The organism is Streptomyces sp. NPDC006235 (assembly GCF_040613735.1).
Lineage (GTDB): Bacteria > Actinomycetota > Actinomycetes > Streptomycetales > Streptomycetaceae > Streptomyces.
Map to the genome: position 1 here is coordinate 1 of NZ_JBEXSR010000069.1, position 20,350 is coordinate 20,350.

Genomic DNA, 20,350 nt, shown 5'->3' on the forward strand with positions numbered 1-20,350 from the left:
GGTCCCGCGGTGAAGTCTGCCCCCACCCGGCGTCGAGCACCAGTACAGCGGACCCCCTCTCCAGGGGGCGCCCGGAGCACACACGCAAGTGACCGTCCGTCGCGCCACCGCCTTGTCCGCATACGTTCGTCCCGCTGCGAGCCGCCGGGCAACGGCGGCTCCTGATACGGGAGATCGGGGGTGCACTCGTGCGCATCGGACTGCTTACGGAAGGTGGCTATCCGTACGTGAGCGGTGACGCCAGGCTCTGGTGCGACCGGCTGGTGCGCGGGCTCGGACAGCACGAGTTCGACGTCTACGCGCTCAGTCGCAGCCGGCACCAGGAGGACGAGGGCTGGCTCCCGCTTCCGCCGAACGTCCGCAGGGTGCGCACCGCGCCGATGTGGACGGCCGAGGACGACGAGGTGGTCCTGGGCCGCCGCGCACGTCGGCGGTTCACCGAGTGCTTCGGCGAACTGGCGGCCGTGCTGAGTGGGGCGGCCGGAGGGGTGCCGGGTGTCGCCCAGGGGGCTGCAGGGAGTGCGTCGGGTCCTGCCCAAGGGGCTGCCGGGGGTGCGTCGGGCGTTGCCGAGGGCCCGTCGGCCGCCGCCCAGGGGATTTCCGCGGGTGTGTCGGGCCCCGAGGCGGACCGTTTCGCCAACGCTCTGTACGGGCTCGCCGAACTCGCCCGCGAGACGGGCGGCCTGGGGGGAGCCCTCCGCTCCGAGACCGCAGTACGCACACTGGAACGCGCCTGTCGTGCGCCCGGCGCCCACCGCGCGGCGCGCGAGGCACGCGTACCGGATCTGCTCGCCGTGGCCGCACACCTGGAACACGCCCTGCGCCCCCTCTCGCTCGACTGGTACGAGGACGACGGACTGGGCGCGGTCGACCTCTGCCACGCCGCGTCCGGCGGCCCGGCCGCCCTGCCGGGCCTGCTCGCCCGTCACTTCACCGGCGTCCCCCTGCTGGTCACCGAGTACGGCGTGCGCCTGCGCACGCACTACCTCAGCGCCCCGGACGCCCCGCCCGTCGTACGGTCCCTGCTGGCGGCCTTCCACGGCAGGCTCGCGGCCGAGGCCTACGCACGGGCCGAGATCGTCACCGCCGGCAACGCGCACGCTCGCCGCTGGCAGGAGCGCTGCGGCGCCGACCGCGAGAAGCTGCGCACGGTCTACCCCGGCATGGACGCCCGGCCCTTCGCCGAGGTCGGCGAGTCCCCCGAGTGCGCCGACCCGGACACGCTCGTCTGGGTCGGGCGCGTCGAGCCCGCCAAGGACCTGGTCTCGCTGCTGCACGCCTTCGCGGAGATCCGCAAGCGTCAGCCGAAGACCCGCCTGCGCATCGTCGGAGCGCCCGCCGGTGCCGAGGGCGCGGCCTACCTCGGCCACTGCCGGACCCTGGCCGCCCAGCTCTTCCCCGACGAAGCCGACGGGCCGCACGCCGCCGGCGACAACCCGGTGTCCTTCGAGGAGATCGGCGGGCCCGACCTCCCGGCCCTCGCCGACGCCTACGCCTCGGGCGCCGTGACCGTGCTCTCCAGCGTCGTCGAGGGCTTCCCGATCAGCCTCGTCGAGGCCATGCTCTGCGGACGCGTGACCGTGTCGACGGACGTCGGCGCGGTCGTGGAGGTCATCGGCGGCACCGGGCTCGTCGTACCGCCGCGCAACCCGCGGGCGCTCGCGGAGGCGTGCGTGGCGCTGCTGCGTGACCCCGCGCGCCGCGCGCGCCTGGGTGCCGCCGCCCGCGCCCGTGCCCTCGAACTGTTCACGGTCGAGCAGAACATCGAGGCATTTCACGGCATTTACCTGGAGATCGTCTCGCGCGCGCCGATCCGCCGTGTGGTCCTCGACGAAGCGGGGGCGCCGCTGCCCTTCGCGGTACCCGCCGAGGCCCACGTCCCGATCCGCTGGGCCGCCCCGTCACCCAGCCTCGTCGTCCGCGGCCCCGGCTGGGCGACGGCCAGACCCGTACGCGCCACCACACCGGCCCCCGCCCCGGAGGGAGCCCGATGAGCGGCCTGGGCGAACTGGACCGCTCGGAGAGCCCCGCCGCCCCGCGCCGCGGTGCCGCCGACCCCGTGAAGGCGCTGATGCACCGTCACCGGGAGCTCTGCCAACGCGCGGTGGACCCCCTCGAGATCGCGGCGGGCCTGGAGGCGCACGGCATCACCGACCGGACCGCCGCCCGCTTCCGCCACCGGGACGTCTTCTCCCTCGCGGAGGAGATGTACGCGCGAGCCTCCCGGGACGGGGACGCGCCCCCGCCCGCCGCGCCCTCCGCTCCCCGGGTACGCGCCGACTGGGCCCTGCTGACGCTCCTGCCGGGCACGCTGTGCGCCGCCGTCGTGACCGCCGTGCACCTCACCCACGGCCAGTCGCGCCTGATCGCTGCCGCAGCCGGCACCCTCGCCGTGGCCCTGGCCCTCCGCGCGGCACTGCGCCGAGGCCCCCTGAGCAGACCCGACCGCACCGCCCCCGGAAGAGCCACGACCTGGACCACCTGGCTCATCGTCTACGCCCTCCTGGGCGACGGCCTGCTCGACAGTGCCGTCGCCGGAGGCCCCGACGACTTCCCCACCGGCGCGGCCGACGGCCCCTGGCCCCTCACCGCCGCCCCCGTCCTGGCCCTCACCCTGGCCTGCGGGCCCGCCGCCTGGACCGCCCACCTCTTCACCGCACGTGCCCGCCGCAAACTCGCGGCCAGTCGCGGCCTGGAGGACTTCGCCGCCGCCGTACGACCACTCCTGCTCGGCGCCTTCGCCCTCTTTTTGGGCGCCCTGGCGGCCCTGCTCACCCTCTGTGCCGCGGTCCTCGACGAGCCCGCTCCTTACGCCGAGACCCTCACCCTGGGCGCCCTCCTCTTCCTGGCCCGCCTCCTCACCACCCACGGTTTCGCCTACGCCCCGGCCGTGGTCCTCGCCGCCACGGCCACGCTCCACGCGGCCGCCCTCGCCGCGGTCTTCACCTCCCGCCTGCCCGGTTGCGGCTTCCTGGCCACGCCCGTCGAAGCCCTCGTCACCACCTGGGGTGCCGGCACCGTCCCCACCCTGGCCTGCGGCGCGGCGGCCCTGGCCCTCCTGTTCCACGCGAGCCGCAAGCTGACCAGGGCCTCGGCCCACGCACCGCCGGAACCCTCCCGGTGACCCCCGCTGCCAGCGGCCCCGTCCGCACCGGCAGCACCCGCACATGCCTCCCTTCCCGCCTCAAGGAGAACCCGCATGACCACCCGCCCAGCAGCCCCGGCCGCCCCGGGAGCCGCGCGATGAGAGTCCTGCTGATCGGAGCCAACGGCTATATCGGCCGCTTCGTCGCCGACCGCCTGCTCGCCGACCCGGCCGTACAGCTCACCGCCCTCGGCCGGGGCGACGACGCCGACGTCCGCTTCGACCTCGCGTCCGGCAGCCCCGGCGCCCTCACCCGCTTCCTCGACGCGGTCCACCCGGGCGTCGTCGTCAACTGCGCCGGCGCCACCCGCGGTGGTGCCCGCGAACTCACCCGCCACAACACCGTGGCCGTGGCCACCGTTTGCGAGGCTCTGCGCCGCAGCGGCTGCGGTGCCCGTCTGGTGCAGATCGGTTGCAGCGCCGAGTACGGCCCCAGCCAGCCCGGTTCCTCCACGGCGGAGGACGCCGTCCCCCGGCCCGGCGGCCCGTACGGCGTCAGCAAACTCGCCGCCACCGAGCTCGTCCTCGGCTCCGGCCTGGACGCCGTCGTCCTGCGCGTCTTCTCACCGGCCGGACCCGGCACGCCCGCCGGCTCCCCGCTGGGCCGCCTCGCCGAGGCCATGCGCCGCGCCATGCAGTCCGGCGACGGCGAGCTGAAACTCGGCGGCCTCGGCGCACAGCGCGACTTCGTCGACGTCAGGGACGTGGCCCGCGCCGTGCACGCCGCCTCGCTCTCCGCCGCGCAGGGTGTCATCAACATCGGCTCCGGCCGCGCCGTCCGCCTGCGCGACGCCGCCGCGGTCCTCGCCCGCGTGGCCGGATACGGCGGCGCCCTCCACGAACTCGACGGCCCTCCCGGCGCCCTGCGCCCGGCCATCGGCCACCCCCGCCCCGACCCGGACCACGCGCCCCCGGTCGCGTACCCGTACCCGGACGGCTGCGGAAGCTGGCAGCAGGCCGATGTGCGCACCGCCCGCGACCGGCTCGGCTGGCGACCCCGGATCGGCCTGGAGGAGTCCCTCGCCGACATCTGGATGGAGGCGGCATGCCGCATCTGACCAGCACCCGGCCACGCACCTCCGGCACGGAACTCCGCCCCGGCGTCGGCGTCCCCGGCTACGCGCACCCCCTCCTCGCCCCCGCCGAGTGGGGCGAACTCACCCGCCCCGGCACCCCGCTGCACTGGGTGGTCCTCAACGTGTCCGACGGTCCCGGCACCCGCCCCGACCCGCACTGCCTGGAAGCGGTCGGCCGCCTGCGCAACGCGGGCATCCGCGTCCTCGGTCACCTCGACACCCGGTACGGCACCCGGAACTTCGGGGAGCTGATCTCCGACGCCCACCGGTTCGTCGATTGGTACCAGGTCGACGGCTTCCTCCTGGACCGCTGCCCGGCGGACCACGCCGGGCTGCCCGAGGTGCGCCGCACGGTCGCCACGCTCCGCGTGATCCGTGACGAGGCCCACACCGTCCTCGGCCACGGCATCCACCCGCACCCGGGCTACGCCCAGCTCGCCGACCAGCTGGTCACCTTCTCCGGCCCCTGGAGCGACTACCGCTGGTCCCAGGTGGCCGAGTGGACCGCCGACCATCCGCCCGAGCGCTTCTGCCACTTCGTCCATGGAGTGCCCCGCCCGCACCTGGAGGAGGCACTGCGCATCGCCCGCTGGCAGGGCGCCGCGACGGTCTGGTTCACCGACCGCACGGACCGGGACGGCCGCACCGACCCCTGGGAGGCCATGCCCGGCTACTGGGACGAAGTCGTCTCGCTGGTCGGAACAGGTGTCTCGGAATGAAAAAGCGCATGGCACTGTTACGGGGAGAACAACCGTAGTGATTGACCGACCAACGGAGTCCCCGTGTCGCTGCCACCCCTGGTCGAGCCGGCTTCCGAGCTCACCGTAGACGAGGTCCGCAGGTACTCCCGCCACCTGATCATCCCCGACGTCGGGATGGACGGGCAGAAGCGGCTGAAGAACGCCAAGGTGCTGTGTGTGGGCGCCGGCGGCCTGGGCTCGCCGGCGCTGATGTACCTGGCCGCCGCGGGCGTCGGCACCCTCGGCATCGTGGAGTTCGACGAGGTCGACGAGTCGAACCTGCAGCGCCAGATCATCCACAGCCAGGCTGACATCGGCCGCCCCAAGGCGGAGTCCGCCCGTGACAGCGTCAAGGGCATCAACCCGTACGTGAACGTGATCCTTCACGAGGAGCGGCTCGAGGCCGACAACGTGATGGAGATCTTCAGCCAGTACGACCTGATCGTCGACGGCACGGACAACTTCGCGACCCGCTACCTGGTCAACGACGCCTGCGTGCTGCTGAACAAGCCGTACGTGTGGGGCTCGATCTACCGCTTCGACGGCCAGGCCTCCGTCTTCTGGTCCGAGCACGGCCCCTGCTACCGCTGCCTGTACCCGGAGCCCCCGCCCCCCGGCATGGTCCCCTCCTGCGCCGAGGGCGGCGTCCTGGGCGTGCTGTGCGCGTCCATCGGCTCCATCCAGGTCAACGAGGCCATCAAGCTGCTCGCCGGCATCGGTGAGCCGCTGGTCGGCCGGCTGATGATCTACGACGCCCTGGAGATGCAGTATCGCCAGGTCAAGGTCCGCAAGGACCCGGACTGCGCGGTCTGCGGCGAGAACCCGACCGTCACCGAGCTCATCGACTACGAGGCCTTCTGCGGCGTCGTGTCCGAGGAGGCCCAGGCGGCGGCCGCCGACTCCACGATCACTCCCAAGCAGCTCAAGGAGTGGATCGACGACGGCGAGAGCATCGACATCATCGACGTCCGCGAGCCGAACGAGTACGAGATCGTCTCCATTCCGGGCGCCCGGCTGATCCCGAAGAACGAGTTCCTCATGGGCACCGCCCTGGAGAGCCTCCCGCAGGACAAGAAGATCGTCCTGCACTGCAAGACGGGTGTCCGCAGTGCGGAAGTCCTCGCGGTCCTGAAGTCCGCGGGCTTCTCGGACGCGGTCCACGTCGGCGGCGGCGTGATCGGCTGGGTCAACCAGATCGAGCCGGACAAGCCGGTGTACTGACCGGACGCGCCGGCATACCGAGCCGTATCCGGCCTTCCTTCGCGAGCGGCGGAGGCTTCGCGCACCACGGGTGCCCGGAGCCCCCGCCGTCGTCATGAGCAGACCTTGCCGTCCTTCGGCACCGAGCCGTCCAGGAGATACGCGTTCACCGTGGAGTCGACACAGTCGCTGCCACTGCCGTACGCGCCATGTCCCTCGCCCCGCCAGGTGAGCATCACTCCGACGCCCTTGCCCAGCTCGTCCGCCATCCTCCGGGCGCCCTCGTACGGGGTGGCCGGGTCGCCGGTGTTGCCGACCACCAGGACCGGCGCCGCGCCGGGGGCGCTCACCTCCGGGGTGTCGTGCTGCCCGGGCACCGGCCAGTCGTGGCACCAGCCGGCCGTGTCCCAGCCGAGGAACGTCCCGAAGACCGGGGAGATCCTCTCGAACTGAGGCAGCAGCTTCCTGGTGGTCGCCGCGGTCGGCCGCTGCCTGTCGTCCAGGCACGATATGACCCGTTGCGCGTGGGTCGTCGCGCCGTAGCGTCCCGACGCGTCGCGTTCGTTGTAGCGGTCGGCGAGGGTCAGCAGTTCCGAGCCGTCTCCCCGCTCGGCCGCGTCGAGGGCGCTGGTCAGCGTCGGCCAGCTGTCCTTGCTGTAGAGCGGCAGGATGATGCCGGTGACGGCGAGGGTCTGGGTGAGCTTCCGCCCGGGCGTGCCCGCGGGCAGGGGCCGGGCGTCGATCCGTCGCAGCAGGTCCGCGATCTTCCGCGAGCCCTCCGCCGGGTCCTGGCCCGTGGACTTCAGGTAGCCATTCAGTGCGCGCTGGAAGCCCCTGGCCTGGTTCCGGGCGTGCCCCACGGCGTCGGCGCCGGGGTCCACGACCGCGTCCAGGGTCATCCGCCCCACGTTCTTCGGGAACAGGTGCGCATACGTGCCGCCCAGTTCGGTGCCGTAGGAGATGCCGAAGTAGTGCATCTTCTCGTCGCCCAGGACCTCTCGGATGCGGTCCATGTCGCGGGCCGAGTCGGCGGTCGACACGTGCGCCATGAGCTTCCCGGCGTCCTTCTGGCAGCCCTTGGCGAAGTCGGCGGCGTCCTGGAAATACGCCTTCTCCTCCGCGGGTGTGTCCGGGGTGACGTCCACCGATTCGGCCGCCTGGATCTCCTTGTCGCCGCGGCAGCGCACGCCCTCGCTGGCGCCGACTCCTCGCGGGTCCCAGCTCACCAGGTCGTACCGCTCGCGCAGTGAGGACACGGTCGGGGCGTACGACGGCATCATGGACACGCCGGAGGCGCCGGGACCGCCGAAGTTGAACAGGAGCGAGCCCACGCGGTCGTCACCGCGGGCCTTGGCGCGGATCAGCGCCAGCCCTATCGTCTCGCCGTCCGGCTTCGACCAGTCCAGCGGCACCTTCAGCGTCGCGCACTGCCAGTCACTGCTCGGCGCGAGACCGTCGTCGGTGGCCTTGCAACGGCCCCAGGAGAGCCCGCTCTTGTCGTCGTCCGACGAGCCGCCGCTGCACCCCGCGGCGAGCAGCGCCGAGGCGACCGCGAGAGCGGTCCACCGTGCGAAACGCGTCATTGCCCATCCCCCCTCGAAGGCCGTCCGCACGTGCCGCGGATGGCGGTCAGGCCATGGTAGGCAGATCGCGCACCGGCCGCGGCAGCCTGTGGATAACCCTCTGACCTGCGTGTTTTATCGAGGCGGGCCTGAGGTCAGGTGCAGACGGTCCCCGCCCGCGGCACCTTTCCGTTCAGCAGGTAGCCGTCCACCGCGCCCCGCACGCACTTGTTCTTGCTGTCGTACGCGCCGTGTCCCTGCCCCCGGTACGTCAGCTCGACCCCGACCCCCTTGCCCAGCGCCTCCACCATCTTCCGCGCGCCCTCGTACGGGGTGGCCGGGTCGCCGGTGTTGCCGACGACCAGGATCGGCGCCGACCCCGGCGCGCTCACGTCCGGGTGGTCGGCGGCGCCCGGCACGGGCCAGTCGGTGCAGCTGATCATGCCCCAGGCCAGGAAGTCGCCGAACAGGTCGGAGGCCGCCCGGAATTCGGGCAGTTTCCGCTCCACGAAGGCGGTGTCGTAGCGGGCTTTGTCGTCCGCGCAGTTGATGGCGACGTTGGCGGCGGTGCTGTTGTCGTACTCGCCGTTCTCCTCGCGCCCGTTCATCGTGTCCGACAGCAGCATCAGGATGCTGCCGTCGCCGTCGTACGCCTGTTGCAGGCCCTCGGTGAGGTACTCCCAGAAGTCCTTCGAGTACAGCGCCTGGAGGATGCCGCTCGCGGCCGCGGTCTGGGTCAGCTGGCGCGGGAAGATACCCGGGATCGGCGTGCGGTCGAGGTCTTCCAGCAGTCCGGCGATACGGTCCTTCACGTCCTGCGCGCTGTCGCCGAGGGGGCACTCCTCGGCCTTCGACACGCAGTCCTCGGCGAAGTTGTCCAGCGCCAGCTGGAAGCCCTTGGTCTGCCCGAGCGAGCCCTGTTCGGCGTTCTGCGTGGGATCGACGACGGCGTCGAACACGGCACGGCCGACCCGCTCGGGGAACAGGTGGGCGTAGACGCCGCCGAGTTCGGTGCCGTAGGAGATGCCGAAGTAGTGCAGTTTCTCGTCGCCGAGGACCTGGCGCATCAGATCCAGGTCGCGGGCCGCGTCGGTGGTGCGCACGTGCGGCAGGATCTTCTCGGAGTTCTGCTCGCAGGCGTCGTTGAACTCCTTGGTGCTGTCCAGGAGTTCCGTGCGTTCGGTGGGGTCGTCGGGCGTGGCGTCCTGCTGGAAGTACGCGTCGAGCTGCTGGTCGTTCTCACAGATGACGGGGGCGCTGCGGCCGACTCCGCGGGGGTCGAAGCTGACCAGGTCGTAGCGGGTGCGCAGGGTGCCGTAGTCCTCGGCGAAGGCCGGCAGCGAGGTGACGCCCGAGCCGCCGGGGCCGCCGAAGTTGAAGATGAGCGAGCCGATGCGGGCGCTCTCGTCGCCGCTGCTCCTGGCCCGGATGAGTTCGAGGCCGATCGTGTCGCCCTTGGGGTCGTCCCAGTCGAGCGGGGCCTTCATGGTGGCGCACTGCCACTCGCCGCCGTCCGGCAGCGGTGAGGGCGCGGTGCCTCCTCCCTGTGCGTCGGACGGGGTCGGGCAGTCCTTCCAGCTCAGTTCCTGCCGCGTCAGGTCCTCCTCCTTGGCGTCGTCCTCACCGCAGCCCGCCAGCACGGCGGACAGCAGCACGGCGGTGGCGGTCAGGGCGGCGGCACGCAGCCGGAGGAGGGTCGGCATGGTTCCATCCTGCGGCGGCGGAGGGCCGCCCGCGCGGGACGCGTGCCGTACGAGGTAAGCGGGGCGGATGGTGCTTCGGTGGTGCTGAAGGGCCTGGACAGGCCGGGTCAGAGGGCCTGCTTGCGCGTGAGGTGGTTGAAGGCCAGCCAGCCCGGCAGCACGGGCAGCCACAGCGTCAGCAGGCGGAACAGCAGGACCGCCGGTGCCGCGACCTCCTTCGGCAGCCCGACGGCGATCAGGCCGACGGTCAGGGTCGCCTCGACCGCGCCGACGCCGCCCGGGGTCGGCGCCGCGGACCCCAGGGCGTTGCCCGCGAGGAAGACGACGGCGACGCTGGCGAGGCTGATCGACGTGGACTCGTCGCCGAACGCGCGGATCGACGCGTCCAGGCACATCACGAAGCAGGCGGTCAGCAGCAGCATGCCGCCGATGCCGGTGACCAGCTTCTGCGGCCGCTGGAGCACGTCCAGCATGCGCGGCACGACCCCCGCGAACAGCGACCTCACGCGCGTGACGACGAACTTCCGCAGGAACGGCACCGAGGTCACCACGAGCACGAGCACCGCCACCGTCAGCAGACCGGCGATGACCGTCCGGGACGGCGACAGGGACGGCGTCTTCTCTGTTCCGGTCAGATAGCCGAAGGACAGGAGCATCAGGATGTGACAGCCGAGCCCGAACAGCTGCGACGCTCCGACGCTCGCCACCGCGAGCCCCGGCCGCACTCCCGCGCGCTGGAGGAAGCGCGTGTTGAGGGCGACACCGCCCACCGCCGCCGGGGCGACGATCTTCACGAACGACCCGGCGACCTGCGCCGCCACGGTCCGCACGAACGGCACCCGCTCGGGCACGAACCCCAGCAGAGCCATCGCCGCAGCCACGTAGCTGAACATCGAGAACAGCACGGCCGCGGCGACCCAGCCCCACTCGGCGTTCGCGATGAGCGGCCCGAACTCGATGTGCGTGAGCTGCGTCAGCAGGAAGTACGCGCCGATCGCGCCGGCCATGAAACTGATCAGCGTGCGCGGGCGCACCCGCTCCAGCCGGGCCGGCTCGACGGGTGCCTGCGGCCTGATCCGCAGCACCTCGTGCCGGATCTGCGTGAGCAGGTCCTCCTCGCGCGCCTCCTCCAGGGCCTCGTCGATGGCCCGCTTCTCGGCCCGCTGTTCGGCCCGTACGGCCTTCTTGTCAGGTTTCTCCAGGACCGGCACGGCCTCGTCCGAGGCGTCCTCCAGGCGCGCCTGCTTGGCCTGCCGGGACGCCTCCAGGACCGCCTCGCGCTCGCGCTGTGCCCGCTCCCGGGCCAGCCTGCGCAGCGTCGCGCGCGTGGAGCGGCTGAGCGCGATGGGCTGGAGCATCGGCAGGCAGTCCGCCACCGCGTCGGGGCCGAGCACCTCCACGGCCGAGGCGACCGCCCGCTCGGCGCCCACCCGGAGACCGAGGGTCACCAGCAGCTGGGACGTGTCCATCCGCAGCAGCAGGTCACCGGCCGCGATCTCGCCGACGCGCAGATCGGTGAGGATCACCGTGCCGGAACGATCCACCAGAATCGCGTCGCCGACCAGCCTGCGGTGCGCGATGCGCCGGGACTGGAGCGCCTTAACCTGGTGCCAGGTGTCGCTCAGCAGGTCGTCGGTGATCTCCTCGTCCGGCAGCGAGTCCAGGGTGCGGCCGCCGCTGTGCTCGTAGACGAGCATCACCGCGTCGGGACCCAGCTCGGAGGTGGCGATCAGCTTGGGCGCGTTGGCACCGGCCGCGATCGCCGCGTACGCCAGCAGCGCCTCCTGCTCCAGGGCCTGACGCAGCGACTGGAGGCTGCTGCGGGTGGCGAAGCCCCGCAGGGTCAGGTTGCGCCACGCGCGGTAGAAGAAGCCCTGGGCCTGCTGCTCCCGGTCGACCACCGTCACGTCCAGCGGCGGGCCGTCCTCGAGCGTGACGAAGTAGCGGCGGCCCCGGTCGCCGGCGTCCGGGTTGTCCGAGGTGTCCTCGCGGGACGCGCTGACCGGGCGGAAGCCGACGGTCCGCAGGCCCGCCATCAGCGTCTGTCCCGTGGGCCGGACGTTGGGCGAGCCGACCGCGTAGAGCGTGCCGTAGGCCACGGTCCAGCCGATCAGCACCGTCAGGATGATCGAGAACGGTGTCGTGTACCCGGTGACGAGCATCGAGAAGGCGTCGAGGAGCAGCACGACCCACAGCACCGTGCGCCATCTGGGCCGGCGCGACATGCCGACGGCCGTCATGTACGCGATGACCGGGGCCAGGTAACCGTGCACCGGGTCGGTCAGCGCGTGGATGTCACCGGGGGAGGGCTGCGTGAGCGCCTCCTGGATCGAGCCGGGGGCGGCGCGGGCGACCCACAGGTCGGTGGCGAGGGTCACACCGTGGGCGAGGACGGCCGCGAGCACGCCGTCGGCGATTCTGAGGCCGTCGCGCTTGATCAGCCGCTCGATGGCGAACGCGACCGGCACCAGCAGGATCGCGATGCTGGAGGCCAGCCCCGCGATCTTGATGAGCAGGTCGGGGGCCTGGCCCGTGCCCTTGTTGATGTCCTGTTCGAGGCCCGAGGTGGTGCCGTGCGCGAACGCGGCGATGCCGATCAGCAAAGCGACGGCGAGCACGCCCACCAGGAGCCGCATCAGGTCGGACGGGCGGTGCACGCGCGCGGGGAGCAGCGGTTCGTCGCCCTCCACCTCGTCGATGTGCACGGTCTCCTCGTCATCCGCGGACGCCGGGATCCTCTTGCCGGACTTCTCGGAGGACGCGGTGGCCTTCCTGCCGGATGCCGGGGCCTTCCCGCCGGACTTCGCGGCGGTCGTCGGCGCCTTGTCGCCGGACTGCTGCGCGGCCGTCGGAGCCTTGTCGCCGGACTTCTGCGCGGCCGTCCCGGCCTGCTCACCGGCCGGTTCCGGGCCGTCGTCCGGAGTGCCCGGGCGCGACGAAGCGTCAGAGGTGCCCTCCGGGTCCTCGGGGTGCGCACCCTGCTGCTTCATCGTCTCTTCTTGGTCTCGTATCACCGGTCACCGCCCGCACGATGGTGGCATGCCGCACCGACACACGGGGGCATCAGGGTGCACATGCGGGGGCGGACAGTCTGCCCGACGCGCTCCCGCCGGGTGAGGAAAACGCTCCGGAGCACACCCGTCCCGTTGTCGGTGGGGTGGGGCAGGATGGGGCGGATGAGCGAGGAGAGCCTTCCGCAGGACGCCGGCGCGCGGGGCGCCCGCACGGGGTACGGCGACACCCGTGAGGAGCCCGGGGAAGCGCTGCCCGCGTACGCCGAGCGGGTCCTGGACGTCGCCGAAATGATCCCGCCGGGCCGTGTGATGACATACGGGGACGTCGCCGAGTGGCTGGAGGAGGGCGGTCCGCGGCAGGTCGGCCGCGTGATGGCCCTCTACGGCGGAGCCGTTCCCTGGTGGCGTGTCGTCCGCGCGGACGGTGTCCTGCTGCCGGGGCACGAGCAGCGGGCGCTCGGCCACTACCGCGCGGAGGGCACCCCCCTGAAGGAGGCGAGCCGGGCCGCCGAGGGCCATCTGCCGCGCCTCGACATGAGACGGGCGCGCTGGGACGGCGGCGAACGCGCGGAGGGTCACACCTGACAGCTTCCGGCATCGGACGCCCTTCCGTGTGACCCGTGATCCGGACGGGGGAAACGGGGCACGTCGGCGAGATGACGTACGTTCGTGAGATGAGGGACATGAGTGCCGCAAGCGCATCCAGTGCCATGAGGGCCTCGGGTGACTGGCGGGAAGAAGGGGAAGCCCTGCTTCCGCCTCACTCGTCGGCGTAGCGTCGGCTGCACGCGTCCCCGTCACCCCGCGGTCACCGCCCGCCACGCGCGGTGGCCCGCCAACCAGCACTTCCACCAGGACCGGCGAACCACGTGAGCTCCTCTTCCTCCACCAGCGGCCTGTCGCACCCCCGGGTACGGCAGGGGGGTCGTGGCGCTTACCGACTGGTACGTACCCCTCCTGACCGGCAGGACCCCCCTCTTTTGGACGCCGCGCAGCGTTCCGTGGTTGACCACACCACCGGCCCGCTGCTCGTTCTCGCAGGTCCGGGCACGGGCAAGACCACCACACTCGTCGAGTCCGTGGCCGAGCGCATCGCCCGGGGAGGAGACCCCGACCGCGTCCTGGTGCTCACCTTCAGCCGCAGGGCGGCCGTCGAACTGCGCGACCGCATGGCCCTGCGCAGCGGCGCGGCCCACGCGCCCCAGGCGACCACCTTCCACTCGTTCTGCTACGCCCTGGTCCGCGCCCACCAGGACAGTGACCTGTTCGTCGAGCCGTTGCGGCTGCTGTCCGGCCCCGAGCAGGACGTCTCGGTCCGGGAGCTGCTGGCCGGCCAGGTGGACCTGGAGCGGCTCGGTCTCGCGCACGTGCGCTGGCCGGACGAACTGCGCGCTTGCCTGACCACCCGTGGTTTCGCCGACGAGGTCCGCGCGGTCCTCGCCCGCACCCGTGAACTGGGTCTCGGGCCGGACGCCCTGGACGCCTTCGCCCGCCGCACGGGACGCCCCGACTGGCGTGCCGCGGCCGCCTTCCTCGCCGAGTACCTGGACGTGCTCGACCTCCAGGGCGTGATCGACTACGCGGAACTCGTCCACCGCGCGGTGCTCCTCGCCCGTCGGCCCGAGGTGGCCGCTCGGCTCGCCGCCCGGTACGACGCCGTCTACGTCGACGAGTACCAGGACACGGATCCCGCTCAGGTACGGCTCCTCCACGCGCTGGCCGGCGGTGGCCGCACGCTCGTCGCCTTCGGTGACCCCGACCAGTCGATCTACGCGTTCCGCGGGGCGGACGTGAACGGCATCCTCGACTTCCCGCACGCCTTCCCGCGCGCGGACGGCCGCCCGGCCCCCGTCGCGGTGCTGCGCACGTCCCGCCGCTCCGGTGCCGCCCTGCTGGCCGCCACCCGGCTGCTGACCCAGCGCATGCCGCTGACCCGCCTGCCCGCCGAGAAGGTGCGCGCCCACCGCGAACTCGCGCCCGTACGGGACGGCGGCCGCGTCGAGGCGTACACGTACCCGACGCCCGGGACGGAGCTGGACAACATCGCCGACATCCTCCGCAGGGCCCACCTGGAGGACGGCGTCCCCTGGATTGAGATGGCCGTCCTGGTGCGCGCCGGCTCCCGCACCATCCCGACGGTCCGCCGCGCCCTCACGGCGGCCGGCGTCCCCGTGGACATCGACGGTGACGACGTGCCCCTGCGTCACGAACCGGCGGTGGCACCGCTGCTGACGGCGCTGCGGGCGGTGGCCGCGGCGGAGGCAGGGGCTTGGGAGACGGGACCTGCCGAGTCTCAGGACTCCGAGAGGGACGCCCCCTCCGAGGACGCCGCTTCCGCGCAGCCGGACACCTGCTGGCTGGACACCGAGACCGCCCTCACCCTCCTCACCTCCCCGCTCGCGAGCATGGACGCCGCCGACCTGCGCCGCCTCGGCCGGGCCCTGCGCGACGAGGAGCGGGCGGCGGGCAACCCGCTCCCGCCGCCGTCCGACGTCCTGCTCGCGCAGGCACTCGCCGAGCCGGAGCGCCTCGCCGTGCACGACCCCACGTACGCGCGTGGCGCCCAGCGCCTCGGCGCGCTGTTGCGCAAGGCCCGTGAGCGACTGGCGGGCGGCGGTACGGCCGAGGAGGCGCTGTGGGACCTGTGGGAGGGCACGCCGTGGCCCACGCGGCTGGAGCGGGCCGCACGCCGAGGCGGCGCCGCCGGGCGCAACGCGGACCGCGATCTGGACGCCGTCTGCGCGCTGTTCGCCACCGCTGCCCGTGCCGAGGAGCGCACCGGCGGACGGGGCGCCCTCAACTTCCTGGAGGAGATCGAGGCGGAGGACATCGCCGCCGACACCCTCACGCGCCGTGCCGTACGCCCCGACGCCGTCCGCCTGATGACCGCGCACCGCTCCAAGGGCCTGGAATGGCGCCTCGTGGTCGTCGCGGGCGTCCAGGAGGGCCTGTGGCCGGATCTTCGCCGCCGCGGCTCCCTGCTGGAGGCCGACCGCATCGGCCGCGACGGACTCGCCGAACCCCTCACGCCCGGCGCGCTGCTCGCCGAGGAGCGCCGCCTGTTCTACGTGGCCGCCACGCGCGCGCGTGAACGCCTCGTCGTGACCGCCGTCAAGGCCCCGGCGGACGACGGCGACCAGCCCTCCCGCTTCCTGACCGAACTCGGCGTCGAACCCAAGGACGTCACGGGACGCCCGCGCCGCCCGCTGTCCGTCGCGGCACTCGTCGCCGAACTGCGCGCCACCACGGTCGACCCGCGTGTCTCCGACGCCCTCCGGGAAGCCGCCGCCCGCCGCCTCGCCCGGCTCGCCGCCCTCGCCGACGAGGACGGCCGCCCCTTGGTGCCGTCCGCGCACCCCTACCGCTGGTGGGGCATGTTCGAGCCGACCGAGTCCAAGGTGCCGCTGCGCGACCGCGACCAGCCCGTCGTGCTCTCCGGCAGCGCCCTCGACCAGCTCGCCAACACCTGCGCCCTGCAGTGGTTCCTGGGCCGCGAGGTGAAGGCCGACGCGCCCGCGACCGCCGCCCAGGGCTTCGGCAACGTGGTGCACGTCCTCGCCGACGAGGTCGCCTCCGGGCACACCCCGGCCGACCTGTCCGTCCTCATGGAACGGCTCGACTCCGTGTGGAACGCCCTGGCCTTCGACGCGCCGTGGAAGTCGGACCAGGAGAAGGACAACGCGCGCGTGGCGCTCGAACGGTTCCTGAAGTGGCACGTCATGGACCGCACCGGCCGCACCCCGGTGGCCAGCGAGCACGACTTCGACGTCACCCTCGAAGCCGGCGACTACCAGGTGCGCATCCGCGGCCAGATGGACCGCGTGGAGGCGGACGGCGAGGGCCGTGCCTACGTCGTCGACTTCAAGACCGGCAAACAGGCGCCCACCGGCAAGGAGGTGGAGCGCCACCCGCAGCTCGCCGTCTACCAGCTGGCGGTCCGCGAGGGCGCCGTCGACGACGCCTTCGACGGGGTGCGCCCCGAGCCGGGCGGCGCGGAACTCGTCCATCTGCGCCAGGGCGCCCCCCAGCGCGACGGCGGCGAGACCCTGCCCAAGGTGCAGGCCCAGGAGCCGCTGGAGGGGGAGTGGGTCGGCGATCTGCTGGCCACCGCGGCCGGCAAGGTCCTCGACGAACGCTTCACGCCGACCGCCGGCCAGCACTGCACGCACTGCGCGTTCCGGGCCTCGTGCAGCGCGCGGCAGGAGGGCCGTCATGTCGTGGAGTGATCTATCGCACCACCTGTGCTGACCTGCGCATCTTCCGCCCCGGGTAGCCGATCCGGCCGCCACTGTCAGTGGCCGCCGCTAGCCTCTGTGACGTGCCCGCTCGTATCACTGATCCCGAGCAGCTCAAGGAGCTCCTCGGCATCCCGTTCACCCCTGAGCAGACGGCCTGCATCACGGCGCCGCCCGCCCCGCAGGTGATCGTCGCCGGAGCCGGCTCGGGCAAGACGACGGTGATGGCGGCACGCGTGGTGTGGCTGGTCGGCACCGGCCAGGTCGCACCCGAGCAGGTGCTCGGTCTCACCTTCACCAACAAGGCCGCCGCCGAACTCGCCGAGCGCGTCCGCAAGGCGCTCGTCCGGGCCGGTGTCACCGACCCGGACGCCATCGACCCGGACAACCCGCCGGGCGAGCCGGTGATCTCCACGTACCACGCCTTCGCGGGCCGCCTGCTCGCCGACCACGGCCTGCGTATCGGCCTCGAGCCCACGTCCCGGCTGCTCGCCGACGCCACCCGCTTCCAGCTCGCCGCGCGCGTGCTGCGCGAGGCCCCGGGGACCTACCCGGCCCTGACCCGTTCCTTCCCGGACCTGGTCGGCGACCTCCTCGCCCTCGACGCAGAGCTCTCCGAGCACCTCGTCCGCCCGGAGGCGCTGCGCGCGTACGACGCCGAACTGCTGCTGACCCTGCGCGGCGCCAAGCTCACCAACGCCGATCTGCGCAAGGTGCCCGAAGCGGCCGCCGCCCGCCGCGAACTGGCCGAGCTGGTCACCCGCTACCGGGCCGCCAAGCGCGAGCGGGACCTGCTCGACTTCGGCGACCAGATCGCCCTCTCGGCCCGGCTCGCGAAGATCCCCGACGTGGGCAGCGCCCTGCGCGACGAGTTCCGGGTGGTCCTGCTCGACGAGTACCAGGACACGTCCGTCGCCCAACGTGTCCTCCTGGCGGGCCTGTTCGGCGAGGGCACCGGCCACCCCGTCACCGCCGTCGGCGACCCCTGCCAGGCCATCTACGGCTGGCGCGGCGCCTCCGTCGCCAACCTCGACGACTTCCCCGAGCACTTCGCCCACGCCGACGGCCGCCCCGCGACCCGGCAGGCGCTCAGCGAGAACCGTCGCAGCGGCGGCCGCCTCCTCGACCTCGCCAACGGCCTCGCGGAGCCCCTGCGCGCCCTGCACGCGGGCGTGGAGGCCCTCCGCCCGGCCCCCGGCGCCGAACGCGACGGCATGGTCCGCTGCGCCCTGCTGCCCACCCACGCCGAGGAGATCGACTGGGCCGCCGACTCCGTCGCCCACCTGGTACGGACCGGGACGGCACCCGGTGAGATCGCCGTGCTGTGCCGTACGGCGACCGACTTCGCCGAGATCCAGGGCGCTCTGGTCGCCCGGGACATCCCCGTCGAGGTGGTCGGCCTGTCCGGGCTGCTGCACCTGCCCGAGATCGCCGACCTCGTCGCCGTCTGCGAGGTCCTCCAGGACCCCGGCGCCAACGCCTCCCTGGTCCGGCTGCTGACCGGCCCGCGCTGGCGCATCGGCCCGCGTGACCTCGCCCTGCTGGGGCGGCGCGCCCGGCTCCTGGTGTCCCACGCGCGTGTGGAAGGCGACGACGACCCGGACCGCCGGCTCGCCGAGGCCGTCGAGGGAGTCGACCCGGCCGAGGTGATCTCGCTCGCGGACGCCCTCGACACGTTCCTGGAGACGCCGCTGGACGGCCACGGGGACGACGACGGACTGCCGTTCTCGCCCGACGCGCGCGTGCGCTTCGCCCGCCTGGCCACCGAGCTGCGCGAGCTGCGCCGCTCCCTGGCCGACCCGCTCATGGACGTCCTGCACCGTGTCCTCGCCGTCACCGGCCTGGAGGTCGAGCTGTCGGCGTCCCCGCACGCCCTGGCCGCGCGCCGCCGCGAGACCCTGTCCAACTTCCTGGACGTCGCCGCCTCCTTCGCCGCCGGCGACAACGAGGCCACCCTGCTCGCCTTCCTCGGCTTCCTGCGCACCGCCGCGCAGTACGAGAAGGGCCTCGACAACGCCCTTCCCGGCGGCGAGAACACCGTCAAGGTGCTCACCGCCCACAAGTCCAAGGGCCTGGAGTGGGACGTCGTGGTCGTCCCCGGGCTGGTCACCGGCACCTTCCCCAGCAGCCAGGGCCGCGAGAAGTGGACCTCCCAGGGCAAGGTCCTGCCGCACCGGCTCCGCGGCGACGCAGACACCCTGCCCGACGTGGAGTCCTGGGACGCCAAGGGCCTGAGAGCCTTCCACGAGGCCATGAAGGACCACCAGCACACCGAGGAACTCCGCCTCGGCTACGTCACCTTCACCCGCCCCCGCTCGCTGCTCCTCGGCTCCGGCCACTGGTGGGGACCCACCCAGAAGAAGCGCCGCGGGCCGTCCGCGTTCCTCCAGGCCCTCCACGATCACTGCGCGGCCGGTTACGGCGAGATCGAGGCCTGGGCGGACGAACCCGCCGAGGACGAGGAGAACCCGGCCCTGCACCAGGACACCGCCGACCAGGTGTGGCCCCTGCCCCTGGACGAGACGGCCCTGGCCCGCCGCCGCGCGGCCGCAGCGACCGTCCTGGCACACCTGGAGGACCTGGCGTCCCACGAGGAGGGGCTCCCCGCGGCCGCGCACGACCCGGACAGGGTCGACGACCCGGAGTGGCCGCCGCCACCCGAGGACGACGAGCCTCCGTACGACGAACCGGACCCGTTCGACGACGATCCCTTCGAGGACGACCCGATCGAGGACGACCCGATCGAGAACGACGCCGTCGCGCAAGACCCGGCCGACGGGGACGAGCGGCCGGTGGAGCGCCCCACCGTCCCGCACCAGGCGACCTCCCCCGGACTCCCCGCTGCGCGCCCACACCCGACGGCGCAGGAACACCCCCACCTCACCCCCGAGGAAGCCCGCACCGTCGCCTCCTGGGACCGCGACCTCGACGCCCTCACCGGAGAGCTCCTGCGCGCCCGCGACAGCGTCACCGAGGTCCACCTGCCCGCGTCGCTCACCGCGTCTCAGCTGCTGCGCCTGGCCGCCGACCCGGACGGCTTCGCGCAGGAACTGGCCCGCCCCATGCCCCGCCCGCCCCAGCCCGCCGCCCGCCGCGGCACCCGCTTCCACGCCTGGGTCGAGGCCCGCTTCGAAGCGCTGACGCTGCCGTTCCTGGAGCCCGGGGAACTGCCCGGGGATGACGCCGAGATCGCCGACGAACAGGACCTGGAAGCCCTCAAGGACGCCTTCGAGCGCACCGTGTACGCGCACCGCACGCCCTACCGGGTGGAGGCTCCCTTCCAGCTCGAGATCGCCGGCCGCGTCGTACGGGGCCGCATCGACGCCGTCTACAAGGAGGGCGACGGCCAGGGGACGAGGTACGAGATCGTCGACTGGAAGACGAACCGCACCCGCACCGCCGACCCGCTCCAGCTCGCCGTCTACCGCCTCGCCTGGGCCGAGCAGCAGGGCGTCCCGCTGGAGTCGGTCATGGCGGCGTTCCTCTACGTGCGCAGCGGCGAGGTCGTACGGCCGGACGACCTGCCGGACCGGGCCGCGCTGGAGCGGCTGCTGCTCGGGGAGCTGTCCGGCCTCGGGGAGCCGTCCGGCCCCGGGGAGCTGTCCGGCCCCGGGGAGCCGTCCGGTGAGGAACCGCACTCCGAGGACGTCAGTGCGGGCCGATAGGCTCGTGACC

The 20,350-nt window shown here is 73.1% G+C and carries 11 protein-coding genes; 8 read left to right on the forward strand and 3 right to left on the reverse strand.

Translation table 11 applies throughout. The features are described from left to right. Positions 1-188: 188 nt before the first annotated feature. The 5 genes from ABZ192_RS40945 (at position 189) to moeZ (ending at position 6,182) form a co-directional block, all read left to right on the forward strand. Complete coding sequence (locus ABZ192_RS40945; RefSeq protein ID WP_356929547.1) at positions 189-1,994, forward strand: DUF3492 domain-containing protein; 1,806 nt, start codon at positions 189-191, stop codon at positions 1,992-1,994. After that, complete coding sequence (locus ABZ192_RS40950) at positions 1,991-3,124, forward strand: hypothetical protein (RefSeq protein ID WP_356929548.1); 1,134 nt, start codon at positions 1,991-1,993, stop codon at positions 3,122-3,124. Before ABZ192_RS40945 ends, ABZ192_RS40950 begins: the two co-directional genes overlap by 4 nt. 119 nt (positions 3,125-3,243) lie before the next feature. After that, positions 3,244-4,203 carry an NAD-dependent epimerase/dehydratase family protein gene (locus tag ABZ192_RS40955; protein ID WP_086560583.1) on the forward strand — a complete coding sequence of 320 codons (960 nt, stop codon included), beginning with the start codon at positions 3,244-3,246 and terminating at the stop codon, positions 4,201-4,203. After that, positions 4,191-4,940 carry a spherulation-specific family 4 protein gene (locus tag ABZ192_RS40960; protein WP_356929549.1) on the forward strand — a complete coding sequence of 250 codons (750 nt, stop codon included), beginning with the start codon at positions 4,191-4,193 and terminating at the stop codon, positions 4,938-4,940. Before ABZ192_RS40955 ends, ABZ192_RS40960 begins: the two co-directional genes overlap by 13 nt. 63 nt (positions 4,941-5,003) lie before the next feature. Then, the gene (gene moeZ, locus ABZ192_RS40965; RefSeq protein WP_020269791.1) at positions 5,004-6,182 is read left to right on the forward strand and encodes an adenylyltransferase/sulfurtransferase MoeZ; all 1,179 of its coding nucleotides are present in this window, start codon (positions 5,004-5,006) and stop codon (positions 6,180-6,182) included. A gap of 92 nt (positions 6,183-6,274) precedes the next feature. Here moeZ and ABZ192_RS40970 read toward each other — a convergent pair whose 3' ends face one another. The 3 genes from ABZ192_RS40970 to ABZ192_RS40980 form a co-directional block, all read right to left on the reverse strand. Then, entirely contained in the window at positions 6,275-7,744 is a 1,470-nt protein-coding gene (locus tag ABZ192_RS40970) for an alpha/beta hydrolase (protein WP_356929550.1), read from the reverse strand. 134 nt (positions 7,745-7,878) lie between these two features. Next, complete coding sequence (locus ABZ192_RS40975; protein WP_356929551.1) at positions 7,879-9,426, reverse strand: alpha/beta fold hydrolase; 1,548 nt, start codon at positions 9,424-9,426, stop codon at positions 7,879-7,881. A 107-nt stretch (positions 9,427-9,533) separates the two neighbouring features. Next, the gene (locus ABZ192_RS40980) at positions 9,534-12,416 is read right to left on the reverse strand and encodes a lysylphosphatidylglycerol synthase domain-containing protein (protein ID WP_356929552.1); all 2,883 of its coding nucleotides are present in this window, start codon (positions 12,414-12,416) and stop codon (positions 9,534-9,536) included. 186 nt (positions 12,417-12,602) lie between these two features. Here ABZ192_RS40980 and ABZ192_RS40985 point away from each other — a divergent pair, with 186 nt between their 5' ends. The 3 genes from ABZ192_RS40985 to ABZ192_RS40995 all read left to right on the forward strand — a co-directional run bounded on the left by ABZ192_RS40985 (position 12,603) and on the right by ABZ192_RS40995 (position 20,340). Further along, positions 12,603-13,025, forward strand: a complete 423-nt coding sequence (locus tag ABZ192_RS40985; RefSeq protein ID WP_356929553.1) for an MGMT family protein — start codon at positions 12,603-12,605, stop codon at positions 13,023-13,025. Positions 13,026-13,309: 284 nt separating this feature from the next. Then, positions 13,310-16,666, forward strand: a complete 3,357-nt coding sequence (locus ABZ192_RS40990) for an ATP-dependent DNA helicase (protein WP_356929554.1) — start codon at positions 13,310-13,312, stop codon at positions 16,664-16,666. Between the two features lie 92 nt (positions 16,667-16,758). Next, complete coding sequence (locus ABZ192_RS40995; protein WP_356929555.1) at positions 16,759-20,340, forward strand: ATP-dependent DNA helicase; 3,582 nt, start codon at positions 16,759-16,761, stop codon at positions 20,338-20,340. The last annotated feature ends 10 nt before the right edge of the window (positions 20,341-20,350 follow it).

What these genes read in the sequence shown, in the direction of transcription:
- ABZ192_RS40950 (WP_356929548.1), top strand. Translation starts at nt 1,991, where the DNA reads ATGAGCGGCCTGGGCGAACTGGACCGCTCGGAGAGCCCCGCCGCCCCG.
- ABZ192_RS40955 (WP_086560583.1), top strand. Translation starts at nt 3,244, where the DNA reads ATGAGAGTCCTGCTGATCGGAGCCAACGGCTATATCGGCCGCTTCGTC.
- ABZ192_RS40960 (WP_356929549.1), top strand. Translation starts at nt 4,191, where the DNA reads ATGCCGCATCTGACCAGCACCCGGCCACGCACCTCCGGCACGGAACTC.
- ABZ192_RS40985 (WP_356929553.1), top strand. Translation starts at nt 12,603, where the DNA reads ATGAGCGAGGAGAGCCTTCCGCAGGACGCCGGCGCGCGGGGCGCCCGC.
- ABZ192_RS40980 (WP_356929552.1), bottom strand. Translation starts at nt 12,416, where the DNA reads ATGAAGCAGCAGGGTGCGCACCCCGAGGACCCGGAGGGCACCTCTGAC.
- ABZ192_RS40970 (WP_356929550.1), bottom strand. Translation starts at nt 7,744, where the DNA reads ATGACGCGTTTCGCACGGTGGACCGCTCTCGCGGTCGCCTCGGCGCTG.
- ABZ192_RS40975 (WP_356929551.1), bottom strand. Translation starts at nt 9,426, where the DNA reads ATGCCGACCCTCCTCCGGCTGCGTGCCGCCGCCCTGACCGCCACCGCC.